This window comes from Microbacterium sp. F51-2R (assembly GCF_052180235.1).
In the GTDB taxonomy this organism is placed as follows: Bacteria; Actinomycetota; Actinomycetes; order Actinomycetales; family Microbacteriaceae; genus Microbacterium.
Map to the genome: position 1 here is coordinate 561,338 of NZ_CP197470.1, position 23,697 is coordinate 585,034.

The 23,697-nt window shown below is 68.9% G+C and carries 23 protein-coding genes and 1 tRNA gene; 10 read left to right on the forward strand and 14 right to left on the reverse strand.

Annotation, left to right across the window (positions count from 1 at the left end):
• The first annotated feature begins 9 nt into the window (after positions 1 to 9).
• Entirely contained in the window at positions 10 to 1,281 is a 1,272-nt protein-coding gene (locus ACSBPH_RS02765) for an MFS transporter (RefSeq protein ID WP_442576089.1), read from the forward strand.
• Positions 1,282 to 1,309: 28 nt separating this feature from the next.
• On the opposite strand, the gene ACSBPH_RS02770 is transcribed toward ACSBPH_RS02765, so the two are convergent.
• From ACSBPH_RS02770 to ACSBPH_RS02810, 9 genes are all read right to left on the reverse strand, one after another.
• Positions 1,310 to 3,871, reverse strand: a complete 2,562-nt coding sequence (locus ACSBPH_RS02770) for an ATP-binding protein (RefSeq protein ID WP_442576090.1) — start codon at positions 3,869 to 3,871, stop codon at positions 1,310 to 1,312.
• Positions 3,872 to 3,922: 51 nt separating this feature from the next.
• Entirely contained in the window at positions 3,923 to 4,171 is a 249-nt protein-coding gene (locus tag ACSBPH_RS02775) for a hypothetical protein (RefSeq protein WP_442576091.1), read from the reverse strand.
• The gene (locus ACSBPH_RS02780; protein WP_442576092.1) at positions 4,168 to 4,449 is read right to left on the reverse strand and encodes a DUF4242 domain-containing protein; all 282 of its coding nucleotides are present in this window, start codon (positions 4,447 to 4,449) and stop codon (positions 4,168 to 4,170) included. Before ACSBPH_RS02780 ends, ACSBPH_RS02775 begins: the two co-directional genes overlap by 4 nt.
• A gap of 136 nt (positions 4,450 to 4,585) precedes the next feature.
• Entirely contained in the window at positions 4,586 to 4,966 is a 381-nt protein-coding gene (locus ACSBPH_RS02785; protein WP_442576093.1) for a hypothetical protein, read from the reverse strand.
• Between the two features lie 320 nt (positions 4,967 to 5,286).
• A complete protein-coding gene (locus ACSBPH_RS02790; protein WP_442576094.1) occupies positions 5,287 to 5,493 on the reverse strand; it encodes a helix-turn-helix domain-containing protein in 207 nt (68 codons plus the stop codon).
• Complete coding sequence (locus tag ACSBPH_RS02795; RefSeq protein ID WP_442576095.1) at positions 5,490 to 6,581, reverse strand: restriction endonuclease subunit S; 1,092 nt, start codon at positions 6,579 to 6,581, stop codon at positions 5,490 to 5,492. The genes ACSBPH_RS02790 and ACSBPH_RS02795 overlap by 4 nt, the downstream gene beginning before the upstream one ends.
• On the reverse strand, positions 6,578 to 8,581 hold the full coding sequence (locus tag ACSBPH_RS02800) for an HsdM family class I SAM-dependent methyltransferase (protein ID WP_442576096.1): 2,004 nt from the start codon (positions 8,579 to 8,581) through the stop codon (positions 6,578 to 6,580). The genes ACSBPH_RS02795 and ACSBPH_RS02800 overlap by 4 nt, the downstream gene beginning before the upstream one ends.
• Before the next feature lie 338 nt (positions 8,582 to 8,919).
• Positions 8,920 to 9,267 carry a hypothetical protein gene (locus ACSBPH_RS02805; protein ID WP_442576097.1) on the reverse strand — a complete coding sequence of 116 codons (348 nt, stop codon included), beginning with the start codon at positions 9,265 to 9,267 and terminating at the stop codon, positions 8,920 to 8,922.
• Positions 9,264 to 10,397, reverse strand: coding sequence for a CpaF family protein (locus ACSBPH_RS02810; protein WP_442577229.1), 1,134 nt, complete (start codon positions 10,395 to 10,397; stop codon positions 9,264 to 9,266). The genes ACSBPH_RS02805 and ACSBPH_RS02810 overlap by 4 nt, the downstream gene beginning before the upstream one ends.
• A 171-nt stretch (positions 10,398 to 10,568) precedes the next feature.
• Between ACSBPH_RS02810 and ACSBPH_RS02815 the strand changes: the two genes are divergently transcribed.
• Complete coding sequence (locus ACSBPH_RS02815) at positions 10,569 to 10,886, forward strand: PLD nuclease N-terminal domain-containing protein (protein WP_442576098.1); 318 nt, start codon at positions 10,569 to 10,571, stop codon at positions 10,884 to 10,886.
• 21 nt (positions 10,887 to 10,907) lie between these two features.
• Here ACSBPH_RS02815 and ACSBPH_RS02820 read toward each other — a convergent pair whose 3' ends face one another.
• Entirely contained in the window at positions 10,908 to 12,200 is a 1,293-nt protein-coding gene (locus ACSBPH_RS02820; protein ID WP_442576099.1) for an alpha/beta hydrolase, read from the reverse strand.
• A 124-nt stretch (positions 12,201 to 12,324) separates the two neighbouring features.
• Between ACSBPH_RS02820 and ACSBPH_RS02825 the strand changes: the two genes are divergently transcribed.
• Together ACSBPH_RS02825 and ACSBPH_RS02830 are read left to right on the forward strand one after the other, a co-directional pair.
• A tRNA-Leu gene (locus ACSBPH_RS02825) sits at positions 12,325 to 12,406 on the forward strand.
• 68 nt (positions 12,407 to 12,474) lie between these two features.
• Positions 12,475 to 13,311 carry a DedA family protein gene (locus ACSBPH_RS02830; RefSeq protein ID WP_442576100.1) on the forward strand — a complete coding sequence of 279 codons (837 nt, stop codon included), beginning with the start codon at positions 12,475 to 12,477 and terminating at the stop codon, positions 13,309 to 13,311.
• A gap of 10 nt (positions 13,312 to 13,321) precedes the next feature.
• Here the strand turns inward: ACSBPH_RS02830 and ku are convergent, their stop codons facing one another.
• Positions 13,322 to 14,233 carry a non-homologous end joining protein Ku gene (gene ku / locus ACSBPH_RS02835; RefSeq protein ID WP_442576101.1) on the reverse strand — a complete coding sequence of 304 codons (912 nt, stop codon included), beginning with the start codon at positions 14,231 to 14,233 and terminating at the stop codon, positions 13,322 to 13,324.
• 61 nt (positions 14,234 to 14,294) lie between these two features.
• On the opposite strand from ku, the gene ACSBPH_RS02840 reads away from it, so the two are divergent.
• Entirely contained in the window at positions 14,295 to 16,790 is a 2,496-nt protein-coding gene (locus ACSBPH_RS02840) for an ATP-dependent DNA ligase (RefSeq protein WP_442576102.1), read from the forward strand.
• A 1-nt stretch (position 16,791) separates the two neighbouring features.
• Here ACSBPH_RS02840 and ACSBPH_RS02845 read toward each other — a convergent pair whose 3' ends face one another.
• Together ACSBPH_RS02845 and ACSBPH_RS02850 are read right to left on the reverse strand one after the other, a co-directional pair.
• Positions 16,792 to 17,703 (reverse strand): cation diffusion facilitator family transporter, encoded by a 912-nt coding sequence (locus ACSBPH_RS02845; RefSeq protein WP_442576103.1) that lies wholly within the window; start codon positions 17,701 to 17,703, stop codon positions 16,792 to 16,794.
• 82 nt (positions 17,704 to 17,785) lie between these two features.
• Positions 17,786 to 18,517 (reverse strand): helix-turn-helix transcriptional regulator, encoded by a 732-nt coding sequence (locus ACSBPH_RS02850; protein ID WP_442576104.1) that lies wholly within the window; start codon positions 18,515 to 18,517, stop codon positions 17,786 to 17,788.
• Positions 18,518 to 18,672: 155 nt separating this feature from the next.
• Between ACSBPH_RS02850 and folE the strand changes: the two genes are divergently transcribed.
• The 5 genes from folE (at position 18,673) to ACSBPH_RS02875 (ending at position 23,067) form a co-directional block, all read left to right on the forward strand.
• The gene (folE, locus tag ACSBPH_RS02855) at positions 18,673 to 19,272 is read left to right on the forward strand and encodes a GTP cyclohydrolase I FolE (protein WP_442576105.1); all 600 of its coding nucleotides are present in this window, start codon (positions 18,673 to 18,675) and stop codon (positions 19,270 to 19,272) included.
• A 56-nt stretch (positions 19,273 to 19,328) separates the two neighbouring features.
• Positions 19,329 to 20,453, forward strand: coding sequence for an NAD(P)/FAD-dependent oxidoreductase (locus tag ACSBPH_RS02860; protein ID WP_442576106.1), 1,125 nt, complete (start codon positions 19,329 to 19,331; stop codon positions 20,451 to 20,453).
• Between the two features lie 83 nt (positions 20,454 to 20,536).
• Positions 20,537 to 21,361 carry a dihydropteroate synthase gene (gene folP / locus ACSBPH_RS02865; RefSeq protein WP_442576107.1) on the forward strand — a complete coding sequence of 275 codons (825 nt, stop codon included), beginning with the start codon at positions 20,537 to 20,539 and terminating at the stop codon, positions 21,359 to 21,361.
• Positions 21,362 to 21,406: 45 nt separating this feature from the next.
• Complete coding sequence (tal, locus tag ACSBPH_RS02870) at positions 21,407 to 22,537, forward strand: transaldolase (RefSeq protein ID WP_442576108.1); 1,131 nt, start codon at positions 21,407 to 21,409, stop codon at positions 22,535 to 22,537.
• The gene (locus ACSBPH_RS02875) at positions 22,534 to 23,067 is read left to right on the forward strand and encodes a DUF488 domain-containing protein (protein WP_442576109.1); all 534 of its coding nucleotides are present in this window, start codon (positions 22,534 to 22,536) and stop codon (positions 23,065 to 23,067) included. The genes tal and ACSBPH_RS02875 overlap by 4 nt, the downstream gene beginning before the upstream one ends.
• An 18-nt stretch (positions 23,068 to 23,085) precedes the next feature.
• Here the strand turns inward: ACSBPH_RS02875 and rdgB are convergent, their stop codons facing one another.
• The gene (rdgB, locus tag ACSBPH_RS02880; protein ID WP_442576110.1) at positions 23,086 to 23,697 is read right to left on the reverse strand and encodes an RdgB/HAM1 family non-canonical purine NTP pyrophosphatase; all 612 of its coding nucleotides are present in this window, start codon (positions 23,695 to 23,697) and stop codon (positions 23,086 to 23,088) included.

Here is a 23,697-nt window from a genome sequence, read left to right on the forward strand (position 1 = left end):
GTGGAAGCGATGACACACAGTGCCGAGCCGACCGGGGCACGGCAAGTCCTGGGCCGATTCGGGCCCATGATCTACGGCCCGACAGTGCTCTTCGCGCTCGGCGAAGGCGCCGTCATCCCGCTGATCCCCGTCGTCGCCTCGCAATTGGGGGCGGATGTCGCGACCGCCGCACTCGTCGCGTCGGCGCTCGTCGTGGGCCAGCTCTGCGGCAACATCCCGGCCGGATGGGCCGTCGCGCGCGTCGGCGAACGCCTCACGATGGCGATCGCGGGCGCGATCTCGTTCGTCGGGGTGGTCGCCCTGGCCTTCGCTCCCGTCCTCGGCGTGTTCGCGGCATCCGTCTTCCTCATCGGATTCTGCGCGGCGGCCTTCGGACTCGCGCGCCACTCGTTCATGACGACGCGCGTGCCGCTGGTCTTCCGTGCACGCGCGCTGTCGCTCCTGGGCGGCACGTTCCGGCTGGGGATGTTCGTCGGCCCGTTCGTCGCTGCGGCGCTCCTCGCGATCTTCGGCGATGAGCACGCGACGATCTGGTTCTTCGGCGGATGCCTCGTGGCCTGCGTGCTGCTCGTGCTCCTCGGTCCTGATCCCGAGAAGCAGGTCGCCGCCCTCGACGAGCCGCTCGCCCGGGAAGACACCGGCGAGGCCGTCTCGGGATCGATCCCGACGTATGAGCGCGCGGGTGTCTTCCGCACGATGTGGCGATTCCGGCGCGTGCTCGGCCGCCTGGGCGTCGCGGCCGCGACGCTCTCGGGCGTGCGATCGGCGCGCCAGGTCGTGCTGCCCCTGTGGGGGCTCTCGATCGGACTCGATGCCCAGACGATCGCGCTCGTCGTGGGCATCTCGGGCGCGATCGACTTCGCGCTCTTCTACGCGAGCGGCCAGGTGATGGACCGCTTCGGCCGGCTGTGGGCGGCGCTTCCGGCCATGCTCCTCATGGGCGCCGGATTCGTCGCCCTCGCATTCACGCACGACCTCGACTCCGCGGCGATGTGGTTCGCGATGTTCGCGGCCGTCCTCGGCGTCGGCAACGGCCTCTCGAGCGGCATCCTCCTGACCCTCGGCGCCGACGTCGCGCCCCGGAGCGACCCTGCGCCCTTCCTCGGGTCGTGGCGCACCCTGACCGACGCGGGCGGCGCCGTCGCGCCGCTCCTCGTCTCGGGCATCGCCGCCGTCTCGTCGCTCGCCCTCGCGACGGGGGTGGTCGGCGCCATCGGACTCCTCGGCGCCGGCCTCTTCGCCGTCTACGTCCCGCGCTTCGTGCCGCACAGGCCGCGCTGAGCACCGGTCGACGGGGCGCGAGCCTCTGTCAGGCCAGACCGAGCTCGGCCGCAGAACGCACGATCTCGCGGCGGCTCGCGAGGCCGAGCTTCGCGAGAACTGCGGAGACGTGGTGGTCGGCCGTCTTCGGCGAGATGTAGAGACGCTCTGCCAGCTCGCCATTGGTGAGCCCCTGCGCGACGAGCCGCGCGACATCGAGCTGCCGGTTCGTCAGCCCCGACGGGTTCGCCCTCGTAGCTCGGCGCGGCCGAGCAGGAAGACTGCTGATCCCTCGCGCGAGCAGCATCGCGCGTGCCCGTGCGGCGGTGCCCTCCACGCCGAGCTGATCGAGCCGCGCGAGCGCCGCGGCGGCGGTCTCGGCATCCGTGCTGTGCAGTCCCGCGAGAGCGGAGTCGAACGGAACTCCCAGCTCGAGCCACGCCTCGGACGCGTCGCCGTGGCGCCCCTCGAGCTCCAGCCGATAGGGCTCGGCGATCTGCTGCGCTGTCGCGCGCACGCCCAGGCGGTCGAGCCACACGAGCAGCTCGCCGATGGCCCATGATGTGCCGGGCGTCTCGTCGGCCCGCGCGAGCTGCGCGTCGGCTTCGTCGAGGACCGGATGCCGCTCGCCCGTGTGCCACGCGCGTTCGGCGTAGGCGGCGAGCACGGCCAGCAGGATCGGCGACTCGTCCAGCGCCCGCGCATGCTCCCACGCCTCGGCCAGATGCCGGTCGATCGCGCTCGGATCGCCGCCCTGCCGGAGGGCCAGCAAGCCCGAGATCACATGCGGCCAGATGACCGCGAGCGGCGCGGCGTGCGCCTCGAGGATCGTCGCGGCGTCTTCGGCGGAGGCGGTCCATCGGCCTCGCAGCAGGTGCAGTCGCGCACGCATGCCGGTCTGCCACTGGTAGCAGATCGGGATGTCGCGGGCGACCGTCACCGGAATCGACTGCGCGAGCACCGTCTCGGCCTCGGCGAGCCGGCGGTGCTCGATGTCGAGGGCGGACAGATTCGAGTACGCCGTCGTGCCGATCTCGTCGAACGAGTCCTGGAGCGCCGTCGACGCCTGCAGCAGCAGCCGCAGACGGCTGGACGTGCGTCCCTCGACGAGATCGGCGGCGGCTTCCGTGATCGCAAGGCGCCGGCGCGCGGCATCCGTCTGCTCCCCCGTCGCCTCGCTCGCAAGCCTCAGCGCCTGCCCCGAGATCCGGCGGGCGGTGTCGAGGTCCTGCCGCCGGTAGGCGAGGTACGCACGCGTCGCCTCGGCCGCAGCCGACGCCGCGGCGCTGGCCGCCGCGTGGGCGGCGAGGTCGGCCTGCTCCTCGGCGTCGTCCCGCCGCGCGGAGTAGTACTCGATGATGGCGCGGCGCTCGTGCGCCGCGGCGATGCCGTCGGCGTCTCCGAGCCGTTCGCGGATGCGCAGCGCCGCCCTCGCCGAGCCGCGCGCCTCCGGCAGGCGGCTCACCATGTACTGCTCGGTGCTCAGCATCTCGAGCAGGCTCGCCCGCTCCGCCGAGTCGTCGACGAGCTGCTCGAGGGCGAGTGTCAGGAACGCGACGGCTTCGGAGTGGGAGCCGGTGCGCGTCGCCTCGTCGGCGGCCAGCCGCGCGTAGCGCAGGATCCGCTCGGGGTCGCCGGCATGGACGGCATGGTGCGTCAGGACGGCGTGATCTGCGGATGCCGCGGACTCCAGGCCTTCGAGAAGCCGCAGGTGCAGCCGCCGACCGACGCCGGGAGGCGTGTACTCGACGACGGCGAGGCGCGCGAGCTCGTGATGGAAGGCGACCCCGCGGTGCGACTGAACGAGGAGGCCGGTCGTCTCGACCCGCCTGAGGGCCTCGGCATCGACGCCGATCCGCGTGAGGAGCGCATCGTCGACCGCATCCGGCGCGGCGGCGATGAGCTGCAGCGTCTCGATGTCGGCCTCACTGAGCCCGGTCGTGCTCGCGAGGACCGCATCGCGGACGGTCGGCGGGAGCGCCTCGTGCGGGTGCCGGGCGATCTCGGCGACGAAGAAGGGATTGCCGCCGGTCAGATCGTGCACGCGCGCAGGGTCGAGTCCGGCATCCGCGAGCATCGCACCGACGGCTCCCACCGAGAGCGGGTTCAGCGGGATGTGCTTGGCGCTCTCGCTGCGCGCGATGTCGCCGAGGAGCGGCAGCAGGGTGTGGCCGAGGCGGACGTCGCCGTCGCGGTACGTCACGACGAACGCGACGGGGAGGCCGTCGATGCGCCGCACGAGGAAGCGCAGCACCTCGACGGAGGCGGCATCGATCCACTGGGCGTCCTCGATCACGAGCACCGTCGGGGTGGCGGCGACGAGATCGACGAATCGGCCCTCGAGGGCCAGGGCGGTGTCGGCCTGCCCGGGGACGGGCTCGCCGAGGCCGTGGAGCACATCGCGGATCGGCCCGAGCGGTCGCGGCGTGCCGAGGGGGTCGCACAGTCCGCGCAGCACCCGCTGCGCGCCCGCGTCGAGGACGGACGCGACGAGGCTCGTCTTTCCCGACCCCGCTTCGCCCGTGACGGAGATGACGCGCCCGGATTCGACGAGCCCCTCGAGCTCTCGACGCATCGCCGCCGTCTCGAGCTCTCGCTCGAACAGCCCCATGGGAGCATCGTAGGCGCCATGGGGCTGTTCGGCGGAGGTGTGCGCGTGCATTCAGACGATGGGCTGGCCGACGTGCAGCCGCAGTCGCTGCGCGCCCGCGTAGCGGCTGTCGCGTGAGCGCTCGTTCGCCCGGCTGATCGCGATCGACTCGTGGGTCGCGCGTTCGCGACGTGCCTTCAGCCTGTCGAGCAGCGCCCGCAGGACGCGTCCGAGTTCGGCCCCGGGCCGGCCCGGCCCGATGTAGAGGTGTTCGGTCCGCGCGCCGAGCGAGGCGAACGTCGACGTCGCCGCGGTGCTCACGCCGCCTCCGCGGCGGTCTGCGGGCCGAACTCGGCGACGACCTCGCTCACGAGGTTGGCGGGAAAGCCGCCGCGGCGCGCGTGCTCGCGCACCGACTCGGGGCTGTCGGTCTGGTGCAGGCAGTAGAGCTTGTCGCCCGCGACGTAGGTGGTGACCCAGGTGTACGGGATGCCGAGCGAGTCGACCGCCGCGTTCGAGGTCTTCGCGATCTCGGCGAGCTCCGCGTGGCTGAGCTTCGAGGCGCCCGGGACTTCGCGTTCGATGAGGAAGGTCTTCATGGTGTTTTCCGTTCTTCGAGAGGGACCGGCGTCTGCCGGAGTGCGTCCATGCTCGTTTCGCGGGGCACACCCTCACATCGGGAACGGCTCCCCATATTCGGCCGTGGGCTCGCCTCATGATTCGTCCGAAGGCGGGTCAGCGCAGCGCCGTGCGGCTGGTCGCGGTGGCCTCCAGCGCCACGCCGCCCGGCACGAAGACGGTCATGACGGGCGGATGTGCCAGGTCCCCGCCAAGCAGCGGGTTGCCTCCGATGAACCACCGCCGGGCGACATCTGCGCCCTCGGCCTCCTCGACAGCGCTCCAGATCTGATGGGCGAACTGAAGGCGCTTCCGGGCGGGCGGGCGCGGCTCGGCACCGCCGGGCTTGGCCCACTCGTGGGGTTGCGCGCGGCTCGTGGACCCCACGAGAAACGCCACCAGTGTTGGGCCGAGAGCTTCGTTCAGCGCCCGCACCAGCTCGTGCGGCTCAAGACGGCTCGTTCGGCCATATCCGTAGACCACTGTGGAAGCGACCATGACTCTATGCTTTACCGCTAGTCGACCTAGGGCGCGAGAACTCGTCCTGGAATGAGCCGGACGCACCACCGCCATCAGACGAACCGACGTGGCCGCCGGCAACGGCTAGTCCACCAACGGCGATACCCGCGTTGTAGGCGATACCCGCGTTGTAACAGAGAGGTCAAGGGCACGAAGGGGACGTCGGCCGCTGCACCCACTGGCTGCACGTGCAGGGACATGCAACGGCTGCGGACCTGGACTTGAAGTGATAGCGACTGAGATATGTACCAGGCCTACGGGCGATGCGCGCTGACGCGCGCATTCGCGGGCGAGGCGCGCTACTTCAGGTCGAGATTGAGGCCGAGCGCATGAGCGACTCGCTCGAGCGTCCTCGTGGAGATGTTGTTCCCGGTCTCTACACGAGCGATTGTCGGCCGCGAGACATTCGCCTTCTCAGCAAGTACTTGCTGCGTCCAGCCGCGACTCTCACGAGCATCACGAATCTGTGCTCCGACACCCTTCGAGGGGTTTGGTGTCCTGCTCATTTCACGCTCTCTAACACCGGAGTCAGCGCTTGTTCCGCGCGCGCGCGCAGCACGCGGCCGTACTTCGTCATGCCATCCCAGTCGACGACCGTCTCGCCGCTGGCACTTGTCGTGACCGGCAGCATCAGCTTCTGTCTCTTGAGGCGATGCAGGGTGAGCTTGTAACCGAAATTGAACTTCGAGACGCACTGCTGCGTCAGAAGGCACGCAATCAGAAGCAGCGCTTCCTCCGTCGCGCGCGCGTCAACGGGCTCGAGCGCGATGACGTCGTCGGACGCATCGAATGACATCGGCTGATATTTTGAGTGGCCGGTACCCCCGTCGCCGTTGTAGACCAGGGTCAACCATCCTCCGGGAAAACGACCCTCCGTATCGGCAAAGTCAACGATACTGTTGTTCGTCTTCGCTGCCCCGACGAATGGAACAGAACCAGGCTTGCGATGAGCGGCAATTAGACGCTTCCCCTTGTGCGCTTTAAACAAACCGTCCTGATGCTGGGTGTGTACAACGTCCCACGGGGCGAACACGAGCGCAGGAAGGGCGCCGCCTGCCTCCGAGTTCAAGCGTAATGGGCGCCGGGAGTCCGCGACTACGTCGGCTGTGAGGGCGGAGCCGAGGAGGTCGAGGCCATCCCAGTCCACGAGTTCGTCGCCGTCAGCTCCGGCAACGACCGGGACCATGATGCGGGTCCTCTTGAGGCGTCCGAGTGTTGCACCGTTGCCGCCCCAGCTGAATTTCCCAAGCTGCTTCTTGATGAGCGCGGCGAGCGTCAAACCCACATTCTCGTTGAGGCGCGGGTGACGAAGGATCTGGATGTTCTGACTGGTGTAGAACGGCACCGGCTGGTACCCGATCGTCTGGGTGTCCAGGCCGATCGTGATCGCACGGCCGGGTTCCGGGTCCTTCTCTTGGCGAGCGCAGAAGCCGTCTACGCCATTCCCGGCCTTGGTTCGCGACACGAACGGATAGGTCGTAGGCCCCACCCGATTCAGCTTGGACTTGTCGTACCAGGCGCTGGAGGCCTTCATCGACTCAAAGACGTCGTCAATCAGCATCGGCCGGAAGTTCAACGCTTCGAGGTCGCTCACGCAGTCACCTCCCCGTCAGAATCGCTCGCGTTCGCCTCCGCGGCCGGCGTGATGAGGTCTCCTACCCCATGAGCGTGCATATCGACCTGCCAAGCCACGAAGTCCGCCACGGTTGCGTAAAAGTCCTCGTACAGCGGAGGTACGTCGTTGAAGTAAAAGTACGAGTGCTGCCATTCGTCCTCGGCCGTAACCTCTGATCGGACTATGAAGCTCGTATCGTCCTGGGCGTCGCCGCTTATTACCTCAAGAAGGTGCTTGCGGCGTGACTCAGCAGTCCCATCGTCGACCAGCCCACGGTGTTGCGCCACCACGTAGCCGTCCTTCTCGAAGTTGATGAACTTAACTTTCGCATCGGGCTTATGTGGCCGACCTGCGGTGAACACTGCGATGACAGTGTGGGGCGTGTGCCCCGAGTTGGCGAACGTCATTGGATTCATCGTGATGACCATGTCCAAGGAGTGATGGGTCAGTATCTGCTTCTTACGAGCCCTATCCTCCGTTGTCTTCCCAACCATGGCCGACTGTGGCACGATCGCCGCAAGTCGACCGCCCGGGTTGAGAAAGCTCAGCGCCTTCTCGATGAACGAAAGCTCGGAGAGGTTTCGGGTGTTCTTATCCTTGGCTTGCGAGTATGGCGGGTTGAGCAGGACCTTGGTGAACCCGTGCCCAACGGTCCACGTGCCGTCGTCCCGCCGGACATCGCCACGCATCTCGTGCATGGGCGCTTCAAAGATCGAATCGCGTCTGAAGTTCGACTTTCCATCGCCGCGCAGAATCATGTTGGTCGTTCCGATGGCGAACAGCTTGTCCTGGAGTTCGATCCCGTGCAGGCGGTTGCGACGGATGTCCTCCTTCACCGCGTCGTTGTTGCCGGCATCGCTAAACATGCGCTGCATCGCGGCGATGAGGAAAGACGCGGTGCCCGCGGTGGGATCGAGCACGTAGTCGCTCGCCGAAATATCGATGATCTCCGCCATGAGCGTCGTGACGTGGTCCGGGGTAAGCACGATGCCCAGGCCCGAGCCGTCTCCGCCGCCGTAGGCGATGAACTCGTGATAGAAGTTTCCGAGGACGTCGAAGGCGGTCATAGCGGGATCGGTGACCGCGTGCAACACGTCGTTCTGCAGGATTCGGGTCATCCACTTGAGTGGCGACTCACCCAGATCGCCATGCGGTCGGTTCAGCTGCGGTGCGGTTCGAATGAAGGCGAACTGATCCAGCAGAGTGCCGATCTTCTGCTGTGGCATAAGGGACTCGGCGCGCATGTACTGCTCGGCCGCGTCGTAGATGATGCGTCCGTCCCACACCTGGCTGTTATTGCCGGGAGTGCGCCCCTGGAGCTGACCAATGTCGAAGTACTCGTTGCGAAGTGCAAGCAGGATCGCGGAGATGAGCGGGGCTTTTCGGTTGTTCTCGACCGAGCCGTAGTTGCGCATGCCCTCGTGGAGGCGTTCTGCGGCGGCACGGATGTCATCGAGGCGAATCTCGGCCTTCGGGCGTTGGCCAAGGACCTGCACGGCGTGATACTCGGCGATCTGGTCAGGTGCGAAGACATCAAGGTTGTCGAGGTCGTCGAGGCACTTGGTGACTCCGGGCGCGAGGAAGGCGACCGCAATCTCATGGTGCGTTTCCTCCCCACCGATTCCGACCGCAAAGATCCCCTTGTCGTGGGGAACACCGTTTCCAAGCATTGTCTGGGCATAGTGGACGGCCCCGTTGAGGGCGAAGTCGGCTCGCCAAGGATAAGCAGTGGGGATCTCGCCATCGGCGAGATGTCTCGTGAAACGGGTCTCCTTCTTGTCCTCGACGACCACGATGAAGCCGTCGGAGAGGAAGACGAACTCGGGCTTACCCTCAGCAATGGCGCTTGCGGACTTCGTCCCGCCCTTCAGAGCATCACGCTTCCACTGCGGACCACCGTCCTGCTCCCAAGGTCGATCCACGCCGATCTCTCGCAGCAAGTCGCGAACGAACTGGTCCGTCGCCTTCTCATTCGTCATGTTTCGCTTCCTTGTATTGCTCGACGGTCACGCGCGAGCGTATCAGGAACGTTGCATTCACCGACTCCTCCGCGAACAGCTCGTCATGGAGATGTACGGCCTTCTCATCATCGAGGGCTGGCGTGCGCTTGAACCATTCGAACGCGCCGAGAGAGCCCGCATTGGCGCGCCTGAATTTGGCCGAAGCTTCGAGAGCCGGCAGATACTCGAGTCGAAATGGCCCGACGCGGCGAGGTCGCGACGGAACGCGTCGAAGGGCGTCCGCAGCGGCGCGAGCGCCGAATCGGCGAGCGCGGCCACCGAGTCCGGGAGCGACATCCCCGCTCGCACGGACGCGATCAGCAGATCGCACACATCCGGCCACAGCGCGCGGCGACTGCGGATGAGCCGGGGCGGCGAGCGCGGAGGAAGACGAGTGGTGCGAGCACGCCCGCCGCCGCCGCGACCCCGACGATCGCGACGACCGGAACGACGATCCAGGCGATGGCGGCGGCGAGCACCGCCGACCCGATGGACGCGCCCACCACGAGACCCGGCGCGACGTCGGCCATCCCTGCCTCTTCGAGCAGGCGTGCGAGAGGGCCCGTCGCGTGCTGTCGCTCGGCGCTCCGCCGTGCGGGCCACATCCACGGCGAGATCGTGAGGAGGAGCCCCGCGGCCAGCACGGCGCCCCACACGACGGTCATCGGCCCGCTCCCGCATAGACCGTGCGCGCCTGGATGCCGGACGCGGTGATCCCGGTCGGCTCGACGATCTCGACGACGCGTCGCCTCCCGGTCACGTCACGCTCGCAGTGCGCGACGAGGTGGACGGATGCCGCGACCGCCGGCTGCACGAACCCGGCATCGATGTTGCGACCCGCCAGAAGGGGAAGCGCCGCGAGCTTGGCCAGACCTTCCCGCGCGGAGTTGGCGTGGATCGTGGCGGTGCCAGGGACGCCCGTGTTCAGTGCGAGCAGCAGGTCGAGGGCCTCGGCGTCGCGCACTTCGCCAACGACGAGCCGGTCGGGCCGCATGCGCAGCGCCTCCTTCACGAGACGTCGGAGCGTCACCTCGCCGGTGCCCTCGAGACTCGGCTGACGCCCCTGGAGCGCGACGAGGTCGGGCGCGTCCACGGCGAGCTCGAACGTCTCCTCGACCGTGACGATGCGATGATCGCGCGGAGCGGCGGCGATCAACGCCGCGAGGAGCGTCGTCTTGCCGGCATGCGTGGCGCCCGACACGAGGATGCTGCGCCCGTCGTGCATCGCCGTGCGCAGCAGGGCCGCACCCTCCGGCGCGATCGATCCCGCGGCGACGAGATCGCCGAGGTCGCGGTACGCGGGCAGGAACTTGCGGATGTTGACCGCCCAGTGCCGCCGCGTGATGTCGGGGATGACGACATGAAGACGGCTCCCGTCGGGGAGCGAGGCGTCGACGAACGGCTGACTGAGATCGACTCGGCGACCCGTCGCGTGCAGCATCCGCTCCACCAGGTCGCGTACCTGCGTGTCCGTCAGCGCGAGCGGCACGCGCTCCGACACGCCGCGCCGCGCGACGTGGATCCGGTCGGGGGCGTTGATCCACACTTCTTCGACCGTGGGGTCATCGAGATAGGCCTGCAGCGGGCCGTAGCCGGCGACGGTCGCGAGCACCTCGCGCGCGCACGCGGCTTCGTCGTCGACGGGAGCGAGACCGCGCGCGAGCGCGAAGTCGTTGTGCCGGCGCACTTCGGCGCGGACGATCCGCGCGGCGAGCTCGGGATCGCGCGCCGGATCGGCCCGCTCGGCGCGGAGAAGCTCGCGCACCCGCTCGGCCACGACGGCTGCGGGCCCCATGACGGGAGCGTCGCCCCTCACGGGAGCGGGAGCAGCGGTCGGAAGCACCGGAGAATCCTCGCAAGGCGCGCGCGAGGCATCCGGAAGTTATCCACAGCACCCGAGCCGAAGACAGCACCTGACACCGCCGCCGTGCGGTGACACGATGGTCGTGACCGTGGAAGGACTGCCATGACCTCTTACACCCAGAACCTCGCAAGCAAAGACAACACCGCGAGCAGCACCGCGAACAGCACCGCATCCAAGGCTGCTGTTGCCGCGACGAAGGCCACCACCGCCGCGGGGGTCGCCGCCGTGCCGCTCCGGATCGGGGGGATCATCCTCGCCCTGGTGCAGTTCGCCTTCGCGTTCCTCGCGGCGTGGGACCTCGCGATGCGCGATGCCGACGACGTGCGCGGGCCGAAGCTGGCCTGGGCGCCGGCGCTCTTCATCAACTGGATCGGGCCGGCCGCGTACTTCCTCTTCGGCATCCGGCACGACCGGCGCTGAACGCGGGCCCGACGAGCCTGCCTATTTCGCCGACAGGCCCAGCACGGGGTACATCACGCCGATCGTGATCGCGAGGCCCTTCGTGAGGGCCTCGCCCGTGTGTCCCGCCCCGGGGATCGTCTCGACGTCGACCGTCATGCCGGCGGCCTTCGCGGCGCGCGACACCTCCTGAGCCGCCTTGATGTACGAGGGGTCGTCGGCCCCCGCGGTGAAGGCCGCGGTCATCCCGCCGTACGCGCCAGGGTGCTGCGTCAGGATGTCGACCGGCTTGGAGGCCTCGAAGGCGGAAGCACTGCCACCGTAGATCTGGTTCGTGACGTTCTGCGGATCCTCCGAGCCCGGGAAGGGCTCCCCCGACACGTCGATGATGTTGCGCCACTTCTCGGGGTACTGCGCGCCGAAGGTGATCGCGCAGCCCCCGCCGTTGGAGTAGCCGCCGATGACCCACCAGCGCCTGTCCTGGATGACGTTCAGGTTCTTGGCGACCCAATCCGCGACATCCGTCGTGACGTAGGTCTCGGCGTTGCCGTACATCTTCGAGTCGGCGCAGGCGGGGTCGTTCTGGGCAGGCCCCAGCTGATCCGGCACGACGGCGATGGGTGCGAGGCCGTTGTTCTTGGCGGCGTAGTCGTCGAGGGCCGCGGCGATCGCCGTGGGGTCGGGGTTGCCGGGATGACCCATCATGAAGATCACGACCGGCAGTGCCGGGGCATCCTTCACGAGCGCCGCCGGCGGGAGGTAGATCCCCGCGTCACGAGCCGTGAACCCCGACACGGTCGCCGGGATCGTCACCGTGCCGACCTCGCCCTTGGCGGGCATGTCCTTCGGCGGCTTCCACGTCTCGTACAGCGGCTGCGCGGGCGGTCCGTCCGACGCCGTCGGCGCGGGCAGGGCGATGGGATCCGAGGCCAGCACCCCGATGAGGCTGCCGACGGTCGGATTGATCCCGTAGAAGGAGTTGACACCCAGCACGCCGGCGAGCGGAATGATCAGGATGCCGAGACCCGCCACGACCTTGCGCCACGCGCGGGCGCCCCAGAAGCTCGCGATGCACAGACCCACTCCGGCGAAGCACGCGATGCTCCACCACAGCACGGGGAGCGGCAGCGCCGCGCCGAAGGCCTCGGTCGCGTCGGCGACGACGTAGACGGCGAGCGCGACCACGACGCCCGCGAGGATGCCGAGACCCGCCGCGAGAAGCCAGCGTCGCGTGGGGCGGCGGATGAGCAGCGCGACGACGATCGCCGACGCCAGACCGTAGACGATCCACGGGATCGGACCATCGATGATGGGGAGGGACAGGAGCCAGTCCATGCGGCGCCTTCCGGGCGAGAGCAGGCGGCCGGCGGGCCGCACGCGCACATGCTAACCCCCTCGACGATCAGGGGGCTGACCCCCTCAGCCGCAGTCCAGGTCGCTCAGTAGACTGAACCCACTCGCGGGAGTGGTGGAATTGGCAGACACGCAGGATTTAGGTTCCTGTGCCTCCGGGCGTGTGGGTTCAAGTCCCACCTTCCGCACGGCGTCGCCGTTTCCTCGGCTCCCTTTCAGCCCCTGACCGCCGACCGCTCCGACCGACGGGAACCCCTTGCAGCACATCGCGCTCATCCCCTGGCTCGACCCCGAGACGATCATCGCCGCGGCCGGGCCGTGGGCCCTGCTCGTCGTCTGCTTCATCGTCTTCGCCGAGACGGGCCTGCTCATCGGCTTCCTCCTCCCGGGCGACACGCTCCTGGTGATCTCGGGCCTGCTCTCGCACTCCACCGCGGCGGCTCCCAACGGCGTGTTCGGCATCAGCGTGTGGTGGGTCGCGCTCCTCATCGGAATCGCGGCGTTCATCGGCGGCGAAGTCGGGTACCTGATCGGCTACAAGGGCGGCCCCACCGTCTTCGAGCGCAAGGAATCGGGTGTCTTCAGCGTCAAGAACGTCGAACGCACGAACGAGTTCTTCGTGAAGTACGGCGGACTGACCGTCATCGTGGCCCGCTTCGTGCCGATCGTGCGCACCTTCGCCCCGGTGGCGGCGGGCGTCGGCAAGATGCACAAGGGCCGCTACACGCTCTACAACCTGGTCGGCGCGGTGCTGTGGGGCTTCGGCCTCACGATGCTCGGCTACGCGATCGGGTTCATCCCGGTCGTGGGCGAGCTCGTCGCGGAGTACATCGACCTCATCCTCCTCGCGGCCGTGGGCGGCACCCTCATCGTGACGCTGTGGCACTACTTCCGCGAGCGCTCGAAGGCGCGCAAGGAAGAGGCGGCGGGAGAGGATGTCGTGACCGACGCCGAAGAGGCGCGCCACCTGGTGCTCGACCCCGAGGTGTTCGACCGGGGCCCCGAGCACCACGATGGCCACCACGACGGACGCCACCGCGGGCACGACGACGGCCACCACCCCGACGGCACTCCCCCGGCCCCCGAGCGGTAGGCCGCGCGGGTCAGGACGCCTTCGACGCCCTCTTCGCGGCGGGCTTCTTGGCGGCAGGCTTCTTCGCCACGGATTCCTTCGGCGCCGCCTTCTTCGCAGGTGCTTTCTTCTCCGCGTCGTCCGATGAGCCCGCACGGGCCGCGCGCGAGCGCTCGACCGATGCGCGCAGCGCCGCCATGAGGTCGATGACCTCGCCGCCGGTCTCCTCCTCCTGCTCCCCGAACGTCTCGGTGGTGTCGAGCGCGTCGCCCTTCTCGAGCTTCGCCTCGATCAGCGTGCGCAACTCCGCCTGATACTCGTCGGTGAACTGCTCGGGGTCGAAATCGCTCGCGAAGCTTTCGACGAGGGATGCCGAGAGCTCGAGCTCCTTCGCGGAGATCCGCACCGACTCGTCCAGCGCGGGGAAGTTCGCCTCGCGCACCTCGTCGGCCCACAGGAGGGTCTGCAGCACGAGCACGTCGCCCCGCACCCGGAGAGCGGCCAGACGCGTCTTCTGACGCAGCGAGAAGCGCACGATGGCCGTGCGATCGGTCTGCTCGAGGGTCTTGCGCAGGAGCACGTATGCCTTCGGCGACGCCGAGTCGGGCTCCAGGTAATAGGCGCGGTCGAGCGTCAGCAGGTCGACCTGCTCGCTCGGCACGAACTCGACCACGTCGATCTCACGGCTGCGCTCGGCCGGGAGCGAGGCGAGGTCGTCCTTCGTCAGCACGACCGTCTTCTCGCCGTCGTCGTAGGCCTTGTCGATGTCCTGGTACGGCACGACCTCGCCGTCGATCTCGCACACCCGCTGATAGCGGATGCGGCCTCCGTCCTTGCTGTGCACCTGGTGCAGCGAGACGTCGTGATCCTCCGTCGCGGCATACACCTTGACGGGCACGTTGACGAGGCCGAAGGTCAGGGCGCCCTTCCAGATCGCTCTCATCACACCAGTACACACCGGCCACAGGCGTCACGGCTAGGCCTTGACGGGGCAGGATGGTGCCATGCCCGGCGATGACCAGCTCGTGAGGATCGGCGGGCGACGCCTGCGTCTGACGAATCTGAGCAAGGTGCTCTACCCCGAGACGGGGACGACGAAGGCCGAGGTCATCGACTATTACACGCGCATCGCGCCCACGATGATTCCGCACATCACCGGGCGACCCGTGACGCGCAAGCGCTGGCCCGACGGCGTGGGGACCGACGAGGATCCCGGCCCGCACTTCTTCGCGAAAGACCTCGAACGCGGCGCTCCGGAGTGGGTGCGCCGCCTTCCGATCCCGCACTCGGGTGGACCGAAGTACTACCCGCTCGCCGGCGATGTGCCGACGATCGTCTACCTCGCCCAGGTCGCGAGCCTCGAGCTGCACGTCCCGCAGTGGCGGTTCACGGCGTCGGGCGAGCGCGGCGACGCCGACAGGCTCGTGCTCGACCTCGACCCCGGACCGGGCGTCGGGCTCGCCGAGTGCGCCGAGGTCGCGCGGTGGGCACGCGACATCCTGACCCCGATGGGCCTGGCCCCCTTCCCCGTCACGAGCGGGAGCAAGGGAATTCAGCTCTACGCGGCGCTTCCGCACGGGCAGTCCAGCGAGCAGGCGTCGGCGCTCGCGCACGAGCTCGCGCGCGCCATCGAGGCCGACCACCCCGACCTCGTCGTGAGCAGCATGAAGAAGTCCATCCGCACAGGGCGGGTGCTCATCGACTGGAGCCAGAACAGCGGCTCGAAGACGACGATCGCGCCGTATTCGCTGCGCGGGCGCCCGCACCCGACGGTCGCCGTGCCGCGGACCTGGGAGGAGCTCGAAGACCCCGGCCTGCGGCATCTGCTCTTCGACGAAGTGCTCGAGCGGGTCGAAGAGATCGGAGATCCGCTCTCGCCCCTGGGCTTCCCCGCGGGCGGACGGGACGCCGACGACGGACCGCTCAGCACCTACATCGCGATGCGCTCCGCAGACCGTACGCCCGAGCCGGTGCCGTCCGACCCGGCTGCCGCGGTGCGCGCCACCGACGAGGCGCCCATCTTCGTCATCCAGGAGCACCACGCCACCGCACTGCACTGGGACTTCCGCCTCGAGCGCGACGGCGTGCTGGTCAGCTGGGCCGTGCCGCGCGGCGTGCCGCACACCTCGAAGCGCAACAACCTCGCGATCCAGACCGAGGACCACCCGATGGACTACGCGACCTTCGAGGGGACGATCCCGCAGGGCGAGTACGGCGGCGGCAGCGTGACGATCTGGGACCACGGCCGCTACGAGCTGGAGAAGTGGCGCGACGACGAGGTCATCTTCACGGCGGAGGGCGCCCCCGGCGGGCCCCTCGGCCGCGTGCGGCTCGCGTTCATCCGCACCGACGACAAGACCGGGCCCAAGTCGAGTTGGCTCCTGCACCGGATGAAGACGGATGCCGCGGGTCGGCCGCAGCCCGAAGCCGCGGCGACGGTGGCAACGGTGCCTCCCGCCGCTGACGCGCGACCGACGTCGATCGCGGATCTTCTCGAAGACGCCCCGAAGGCGCAGTGGCCGCCCGCACCCGCCGACCTCTCGCCGATGCTCTCGACCACCGCGTCCCCCGATCGCGCCCGCGCCGACGCCCGCCAGTGGGGCGCCCCGGCGTGGGCCGAGGCGAAGTGGGACGGGATCCGCGCGGTGGGCGTCTGGGACGGAGCCTCGCTCCGCCTGTGGGCGCGCAGCGGCAACGAGAGCACCGCGAAATACCCCGAGATCGCCGGCGGCGACCCGGGCCTCGGCGCCGAGCCGTGCATCGTCGACGGCGAGCTCGTCGCCCTGGACGAGGGTCGACCGAGCTTCGCGCTCCTGCAGACCCGCATGAACCTCGCCGGCGCCGCCGACATCGCGCGCGCCGCCACGCGCACTCCGGTGCACTACTACCTCTTCGACGTGCTCGTCGCCCGGGGCCGCGACGTCACGGCGCTCCCGCTGACGGAGCGCCGACGCATCCTCGAAGACCTCGCCGCTCACACGATCCCCTCGATCGTCGTGCCGCCCGTCTTCGACGACGTGGATGCCGCGCTCGAGGCGAGCCGCCGGTTCGACCTCGAGGGGATCGTCGTGAAGGATCCGCGCTCCCCCTACCGTCGCGGCATCCGCTCCCAGTCATCGCTCAAGGTCAAGCTGACCCGCACGCAGGAGGTCGTCCTGGCCGGCATCCGGCCAGGACAGGGCGGCCGCGCATCGACGTTCGGATCCCTGCTCCTGGGGATTCCCGGGCCCGACGGCCTGGAGTACGCGGGGCGCGTCGGCACGGGCTTCAGCGACGCGGCGCTGCGCGCACTGCAGAAGCAGCTCGCGCCGCTGCACTCCGACGAGAACCCCCTCGTCGGGGTGCCGGCCCTCGACGCGCGGGGCGTGCAGTGGCTGCGGCCCGAGCTCGTCGGCGAAGTGGAGTTCGGCGAGTTCACGCCCGGCGGCATCCTCCGCCACTCCCGCTGGCGGGGCCTTCGCCCCGACAAGACGCCCGGCGAGGTCGTGCGCGAGAGCTGAGTCAGGCGTGCGCGTCGTGCTCGATGTGGCCGGCGGGCTCGAGTTGGAACGTCGAGTGCTCGACGTCGAAGTGCGTGCTGAGGCATCCCTGAAGCTCTTCCAGCAGTGCACCCGACCGGCCACTTCGCAGGGTCTCGGGATCGACCACGACGTGCGCCGTGAAGACGGGGGCCCCACGCGTGAGCTGCCACACGTGCACGTCGTGGACGTCGACGACCCCTGGAGTCGACACGATGTGGTCGCGGATCTCGCGGACGTGGACGTTCTCGGGGGTCGACTCCGTCAGCACCGAGACGACCTCCCGGAGGAGCCCGATCGCGCGCGGCACGATCATGGCGGCGATGAGGAGGGATGCGACGGCATCGGCCTGCACCCACCCCGTCACGAGGACCACGATCGCCGCCACGATGACGGCCGCCGAGCCGAACATGTCGCCCAGCACCTCCAGGTACGCGCCGCGGACGTTGATGCTCGTCCGCTGCGCCGCACTCAGGAGCCACATCGCCGCCGCGTTGGCCACGAGCCCGACGAGCGCGACGATGAGCATGAGCCCGCCCGCGATCTCGACGTCGCCGGGCTGCGCGAGACGCTGGATCGCCTCGACCGCGACCCACACGGCCAGCACGATGAGGATGACGCCGTTGACGAGGGCGCCGAGCACTTCGGCGCGCTGATACCCGAACGTCCGCCGGTCATCGGCGGGGCGGGCGGCCACCGACGACGCGATCAGCGCGATCACGAGGGCCGCGGCATCCGTGAACATGTGGGCCGCGTCGGCGAGCAGCGCAAGGGATCCCGACAGGATCGACCCGACGATCTGCACGACCATGACGATCGTGGTGATCCCTAGCGAGATCGCGAGCAGCCGGCGTGCGCCTGCTCCGCGGATCCCGGTCGGGGCGTGATCGTGCATGGCCCCAGGCTACGGCGCGGGCCGCGGCGCCCGCGCCCCGTGCGCGAACCCGGGAACGACTCTGATTCTCAGACTCAGCGGCTCACGCCGCGTCCGGTGCCGCGTCCGTTGCCGCGTCCGGTGCCGCACCCGCCGGGGACGCCTCACCTGTCAAAGGGTCGAGCGAGATGGAGACGCAGCAGCGGCCTGGTTGCGGGACGAGCGCTGCCCGGGCACCGGTGCACTCCGCGCCACGGAGGATCCCCTCCACCAGGGCGAGGTTGAGGCCGCAGACGAGATCGCGTTGGGTTTCAGCGGCCTCGTGGAAGGGACAGTTGGTCAATGTGACCACACGGTCCGCTTCACGCGGCTCGTAGCCGACGGAGCGGAGCGTGCCGAGGACGGGCGGAGTGCTCGTGGAGTCGGCCGACCGGGAGCCGAGGCGCCGGCCTGTCTCGGCGGCGACGCGGTGCGCTGCGGTGGTGCTCGGTTCGCCCGTGTGCGACGACTCGACGATCGCCTCGACGAGCACCCTGCTGAGCAGCCCGAACTGCCGAGGGGGCACATCCACGGACTGGTGGACCGGGCTTCGCCTGTAGCGCTTCGCAGGACGCCCCGAGCCGGGTCCCCGGCGGTCGGCAGGCTTGTGGAACTCGGCGACGAGCAATCCGGCGGCAGCGAGCTTCTCGAGATGGAACGTCACCACGCCGACGCCGATGCCGGTGCGCTCCACGACCTCGTTGCGACTGAGCGGATCCTCGGACTCCGTCACGCAGCGGTAGACCCGCAACCGAGTCGGCTCCGCCAGCAAGCCGATCGCATCAATGCTCTCCACGCGTACTCCTCTGAGTCTCGACCGTTCTAAAAATAAAGCATGTTGACTTTAGAGTCAATCGGTGACTCAATGAAGGCAGGTCCAGACGAAAGGCAGCCGCAATGGTGATGAACAATCCGATGGTGCAGGCAAGCGCATTCGCTGGGCCGTCCCCCGTGCGACGCACACGGATCTCCTCGCTGCGCGCCGGCGTGGACCTCGTGGCCGCCGAGAACGCGGGCCGGGCGTTGCTTCGCGCGTTGGGCATCGATCTCGATTCGACGGCGACTCCGGATCTTGCACGCACCCCGCGTCGCTTCGCCGAGGCCTATGCGGAGTTGCTCACATCGGAGAGCTTCGACTTCACGACCTTCGAGAACATCGAGGGGTACGACGAGATGGTGATCGTCAGCGACATCCCGGTGCAGTCGATGTGCGAGCATCATCTGCTCCCGTTCACGGGCAAGGCGCACGTGGGCTATCTCCCCGGCGACCGGGTGGTGGGGCTTTCGAAGATCCCCCGCATGGTCAATCACTTCGCGCGGCGCCTGCAGACCCAGGAGCGGTTGACGGTCCAGATCGCCGACGCACTCGTGGATCATCTGGCCCCGCAGGGCGTCGGGGTGGTCGTGGAGGCGACCCACACGTGTACGACCCTCCGGGGAGTCCGGGCAGGAACGGCCATCACGAGGACGTCGGCTGTGCGCGGCGTGATGCGCGATGATCCTCGTTCCCGCACGGAGTTCTTCGCTCTGGCCGGGCACACCCCTCACTGAGCAGTCACGCCCTCGAGCATCACGGATACCCGCGGGCGACGAAGAAAGGACAACCGATGCGAATCGTCATGATCGGTGGAGGTCTCGCCGCCGCCACGGCCGCCACTGAGCTGCGCAAGCGCGGATTCGACGGCGAAGTCGTGATCTTCGCCGCCGAACCCCATCTCCCCTATGAGCGCCCCCCGCTGTCGAAGGGGATCCTGCAGGGCAAGGAGGAATTCAGCGCGGCCGTGGTGCACGACGCCGCCTGGTACGACACTCATCACGTCGATCTTCGTGTCGGGGTGACGGTGACGGCAATCGACCCAGCCGCGCGGACCGTCACCGCCGATGGCGACGGCACCCTGACCTACGACCGACTGCTTCTGGCACCCGGGGCAGAGCCACGTCGGTTCGCGCTCGCCGACGAGGTCGGCGAGCCGATCTATCTGCGCACCATCGAGGACAGCGAGCTGCTGCGCAGCCGGCTGCGTGCGCGACAGCGGGTCGTCATCGTCGGAGGCGGATGGATCGGGCTCGAAGTCGCCGCCGCCGCCCGGATCGCGGGCGCGGACGTGACAGTCTTCGAGGCCGGCGCGCTGCCGTTGCTCGGCGTGCTCGGGCGGGAGGTCGCAGAGGTCTTCGCGGACCTGCACCGTCATCACGGGGTGGATCTGCGCCTGAACAGTCACGTCACCGAAGCAGACCTCTCGGGTGCCGATGTCGTGGTCGTCGGCATCGGCGCGATCCCTCGCACCGCGCTGGCCGAGGATGCCGGTCTCGCGGTGGAGAACGGGGTTCTGGTCGACGAGACTCTCCGGACCTCTGATCCGGACATCTACGCGATCGGCGATGTCGCGAATCACTTGCACCCCGTGCTGGGGCGCAGGATCCGGGTCGAGCATTGGGACACCGCCATCCGGCAGGGAAAGACGGTGGCGGCCAATCTGCTCGGAGGCTCGGACGAGTACGTGAAGCTGCCGTACTTCTTCACCGATCAGTACGACCTGGGCATGGAGTACTTCGGCAGCGTCGGCCCCACGGGCTACGACCGCGTCGATGTCGAAGGGACCATCGGCCCCGCCGCCGATGGCGCCTTCCGCGCGTACTGGGTCAAAGACGGTCACGTGGTCGCCGCCATGCACGCCAACGACTGGGACGCTGCCGGCGATGTCCGCGCGAGCATCGGAACGAGCCGGTGAGCGCCGCGTACGCCGTCAGTGACCCGGTGACGAGTCACCGGATCGGTGCACGCCGATTCGACTTCACGAGAGAGGTGGTGGTGATGGCCGTCGTCAACCGCACTCCCGACTCGTTCCACGACGCGGGGGCCACGTTCGCGCTGGATGCCGCCGTCGCGCGTGCTGTGCAGGCTGCCGACCTCGGCGCACGATGGGTCGACGTCGGTGGAGTCCCGTTCGGTCGCGGACCGGCTGTGAGCACATCGGCGGAGATCGATCGCGTCGTGCCGCTGATCTCGGCGATCGCCGCTCGCCGCCCGGACGTCGTGATCTCCGTCGACACCCACAGCGCGGCCGTCGCACGAGAAGCGGTCGCCGCGGGCGCGTCGGTGGTGAACGACACCAGCGGCCTGGCCGATCCGCAGATGGCTGCAGTGGTCGCCGAGACCGGGGTGCACATCGTGATCACCCATAGCGTCGGCCCTCCGCGGCAGGAGAAGCCCGCAGCGCATTTCACGGATGTCGTCGCCGAAGTGCGCAGGTTCCTCCTCGGACGCATCCACCGAGCGCAAGCAGCGGGGATCCCCCGCGAACGGATCATCATCGACCCGGGCCACGATCTGGACAAGAACACCCTGCATTCGCTGGAGATCACCCGTCGGCTCGGCGAGATCGCGTCCCTCGGACTCCCCCTGCTGGTCGCGGTCTCGCACAAGGACTTCATCGGCGAATCGATCGACCGCCCTCGAGGCGAGCGGCTTGCGGGGACTCTCGCGGCGATGACGGCGTGCATCTGGCAAGGCGCGCGGATCGTGCGCATGCACGACGTCCAAGCGGCGGTCGATGCTGCCCGCATGACCGAGGCGATGCTCGGGATGCGGCCCCCCGTGCGTGTCATCCACAACACGCACCCCACGCGGAACGTGTGAGGCCATGCCTGCTCCGTCTCACCGCCTGCCCGCAAGGAGTCTCCGATGAACGACGCACTGACCCGGCTGAACGACGCGGGAGTGTCGATCTGGCTCGACGACCTGTCGCGTGACCGGATCGAGTCCGGCAACCTCGCACACCTGATCGCGGACAGTCACGTCGTGGGAGTGACGACCAACCCCACGATCTTCGCCCACGCCCTGACGAGCGGGAAGCGCTACGACCGGCAGCTCGCGGAGCTCGCCCACGCCCACGCCAACACCCCCGAGGCCGTCTTCGAACTGATCACCACCGATGTCCGGCTCGCATGCGACATCTTCGCTCCCACCTTCGAAGCCAGCGACGGGGTCGACGGGCGCGTGTCGATCGAAGTCGCGCCCGGCCTCGCCGATGACACTGCGGCCACCGTCGAGTCGGCACGGCGCATCCGGGATGCGGTCGACCGGAGGAACTGCTACATCAAGATCCCGGCCACTCCCGCAGGATTCCCGGCGATCCGCGCCTGCCTGGGCGAAGGCATCGACGTCAACGTGACGCTCATCTTCGGCCTGGAGCAATACGACGCGGTGCTGGAGGCGTTCATCGGCGGGCTCGAGGATGCGCGAGACGGCGGGCTGGACATCTCGACGATCCACTCAGTGGCCTCCTTCTTCGTCTCGCGGGTGGACACCGAAGTCGATGCGCGTCTTCGTGCGCGCAACGCGCCGGGCGAGCTGTTCGGACAGGCGGGGATCGCGAACGCGCGACTGGCCTACGCCGCGCAGGATGCGAAGTTCGGCACCGACCGCTGGGCCGCACTGCAGGAGAAGGGCGCGCGCCCTCAGCGGCCGCTGTGGGCGTCCACGGGGGTGAAGGATCCGACCTACCGCGACACCATGTACGTCGAGGAGCTGGCCGGCCCGGGAACGGTGATGACCCTGCCCGAAGCGACCCTCCGGTCCGTCGCCGATCACGGCATCATCACCGGCGATCGCGTCACCGCGCACCGCGCCGAGTCCCGCGCCGTCTTGGACACCCTCATGGCAGCGGGGATCGACTATCCGGACGTCATCGACACTCTCACCCGGCAGGGCATCCAGAAGTTCGAGCGCGACTGGCGCCGGGTCGCCACGACTGTCGATGGCGGACTGGGTCGCGGCGATGAGACCGGACACCGGCTCCCGCCCAGCGCATGACGATCGTCCGCACCATCGGCCACTCGACGCGCGACTTCGACGATGTCCTGGCCATGCTCCGCAGCAACACCGTCACGGAACTGGTCGACGTGCGCTCGTTCCCGTCGTCACGGAAGTTCCCCCAGTGGGACCGCGAGAACATCGAGGCGGCGCTCCCGCCCGATATCGGCTATCAGTGGATACGGGCGCTCGGGGGGCGCCGGCACACCCCCGCCGGTCAGCCGACCCCGAATGGCGGGTGGCGCGTGAAGGCATTCCGCGATTACGCCGACTACATGGAGACCGACACGTTCCAGGCCGGTCTCGATGAGCTGATCGACCTCGCCGGCCACTCCTCGCCGGCCATCATGTGCAGCGAAGCAGTCCCGTGGCGGTGCCATCGTCGATTGATCACCGATGCACTCCTGGTTCGCGGAGTCACCGTCTGCCACATCATGTCGGTGACCGTGACGCGTCCCGCCGAGCTCACCCCGTTCGCCCGCGTGCGAGACGGGCGCCTCACCTACCCTGCCCCGGAGACCGGCGAATGAGCTCCGCCGGCAGGTGACTCAGAGAGCTGCGAGGAGCGGCGCGAGCGCGCGGAAGGCGCGTGCGCGGTGGGATGCCTCGTTCTTCTCCTGCGCCGTCCACTCGCCGACGCTCCGCTCGAGGGCGGTCGGCTGTTCGTCGGGCACGAAGATCGGGTCGTAGCCGAAGCCGCCCGCACCCCGCGCGGCTTTCGCGAGCCGCCCCGGCCACACGCCCTCCACGACGTGCTCGAACGCCTCCGCCGCCCCGGCGGCCGGCACGACGAGCGCGATCGTCGAGACGAACTGCGCCGACCGGTGCGGATCGGCGATGTCGGAGAGCTGGTCGAGCAGGAGGTTCAGGTTGGCCGCGGCATCCTTCGCATGCCCTGCCCAGTACGCCGAGAACACTCCCGGCGAACCGCCCAGCACGTCGACGCAGATGCCGGAGTCGTCGGCGAGCGCCGGGAGTCCCGTGTGCGCCGCTGCGGCGCGCGCCTTGATGAGGGCGTTCTCGGCGAAGCTCGTGCCGTCCTCGACGGGCTCGGGGCCGTCGTACCCGACGACCTCGAGATCGGGGCGGGTCGCGGCGACGATGGCCTGGAACTCCTCGACCTTGTGCGGGTTGTGCGTCGCGAGCACGACCTGGCGCAC

Coding starts and splice junctions, on each gene's coding strand:
- ACSBPH_RS02765 (WP_442576089.1), top strand. CDS start 10: ATGACACACAGTGCCGAGCCGACCGGGGCACGGCAAGTCCTGGGCCGA.
- ACSBPH_RS02770 (WP_442576090.1), bottom strand. CDS start 3,871: ATGGGGCTGTTCGAGCGAGAGCTCGAGACGGCGGCGATGCGTCGAGAG.
- ACSBPH_RS02780 (WP_442576092.1), bottom strand. CDS start 4,449: ATGAAGACCTTCCTCATCGAACGCGAAGTCCCGGGCGCCTCGAAGCTC.
- ACSBPH_RS02785 (WP_442576093.1), bottom strand. CDS start 4,966: ATGGTCGCTTCCACAGTGGTCTACGGATATGGCCGAACGAGCCGTCTT.
- ACSBPH_RS02790 (WP_442576094.1), bottom strand. CDS start 5,493: ATGAGCAGGACACCAAACCCCTCGAAGGGTGTCGGAGCACAGATTCGT.
- ACSBPH_RS02800 (WP_442576096.1), bottom strand. CDS start 8,581: ATGACGAATGAGAAGGCGACGGACCAGTTCGTTCGCGACTTGCTGCGA.
- ACSBPH_RS02805 (WP_442576097.1), bottom strand. CDS start 9,267: ATGACCGTCGTGTGGGGCGCCGTGCTGGCCGCGGGGCTCCTCCTCACG.
- ACSBPH_RS02810 (WP_442577229.1), bottom strand. CDS start 10,397: ATGGGGCCCGCAGCCGTCGTGGCCGAGCGGGTGCGCGAGCTTCTCCGC.
- ACSBPH_RS02815 (WP_442576098.1), top strand. CDS start 10,569: ATGACCTCTTACACCCAGAACCTCGCAAGCAAAGACAACACCGCGAGC.
- ACSBPH_RS02820 (WP_442576099.1), bottom strand. CDS start 12,200: ATGGACTGGCTCCTGTCCCTCCCCATCATCGATGGTCCGATCCCGTGG.
- ku (WP_442576101.1), bottom strand. CDS start 14,233: ATGAGAGCGATCTGGAAGGGCGCCCTGACCTTCGGCCTCGTCAACGTG.
- ACSBPH_RS02840 (WP_442576102.1), top strand. CDS start 14,295: ATGCCCGGCGATGACCAGCTCGTGAGGATCGGCGGGCGACGCCTGCGT.
- ACSBPH_RS02845 (WP_442576103.1), bottom strand. CDS start 17,703: ATGCACGATCACGCCCCGACCGGGATCCGCGGAGCAGGCGCACGCCGG.
- ACSBPH_RS02860 (WP_442576106.1), top strand. CDS start 19,329: ATGCGAATCGTCATGATCGGTGGAGGTCTCGCCGCCGCCACGGCCGCC.
- folP (WP_442576107.1), top strand. CDS start 20,537: ATGGCCGTCGTCAACCGCACTCCCGACTCGTTCCACGACGCGGGGGCC.
- tal (WP_442576108.1), top strand. CDS start 21,407: ATGAACGACGCACTGACCCGGCTGAACGACGCGGGAGTGTCGATCTGG.
- ACSBPH_RS02875 (WP_442576109.1), top strand. CDS start 22,534: ATGACGATCGTCCGCACCATCGGCCACTCGACGCGCGACTTCGACGAT.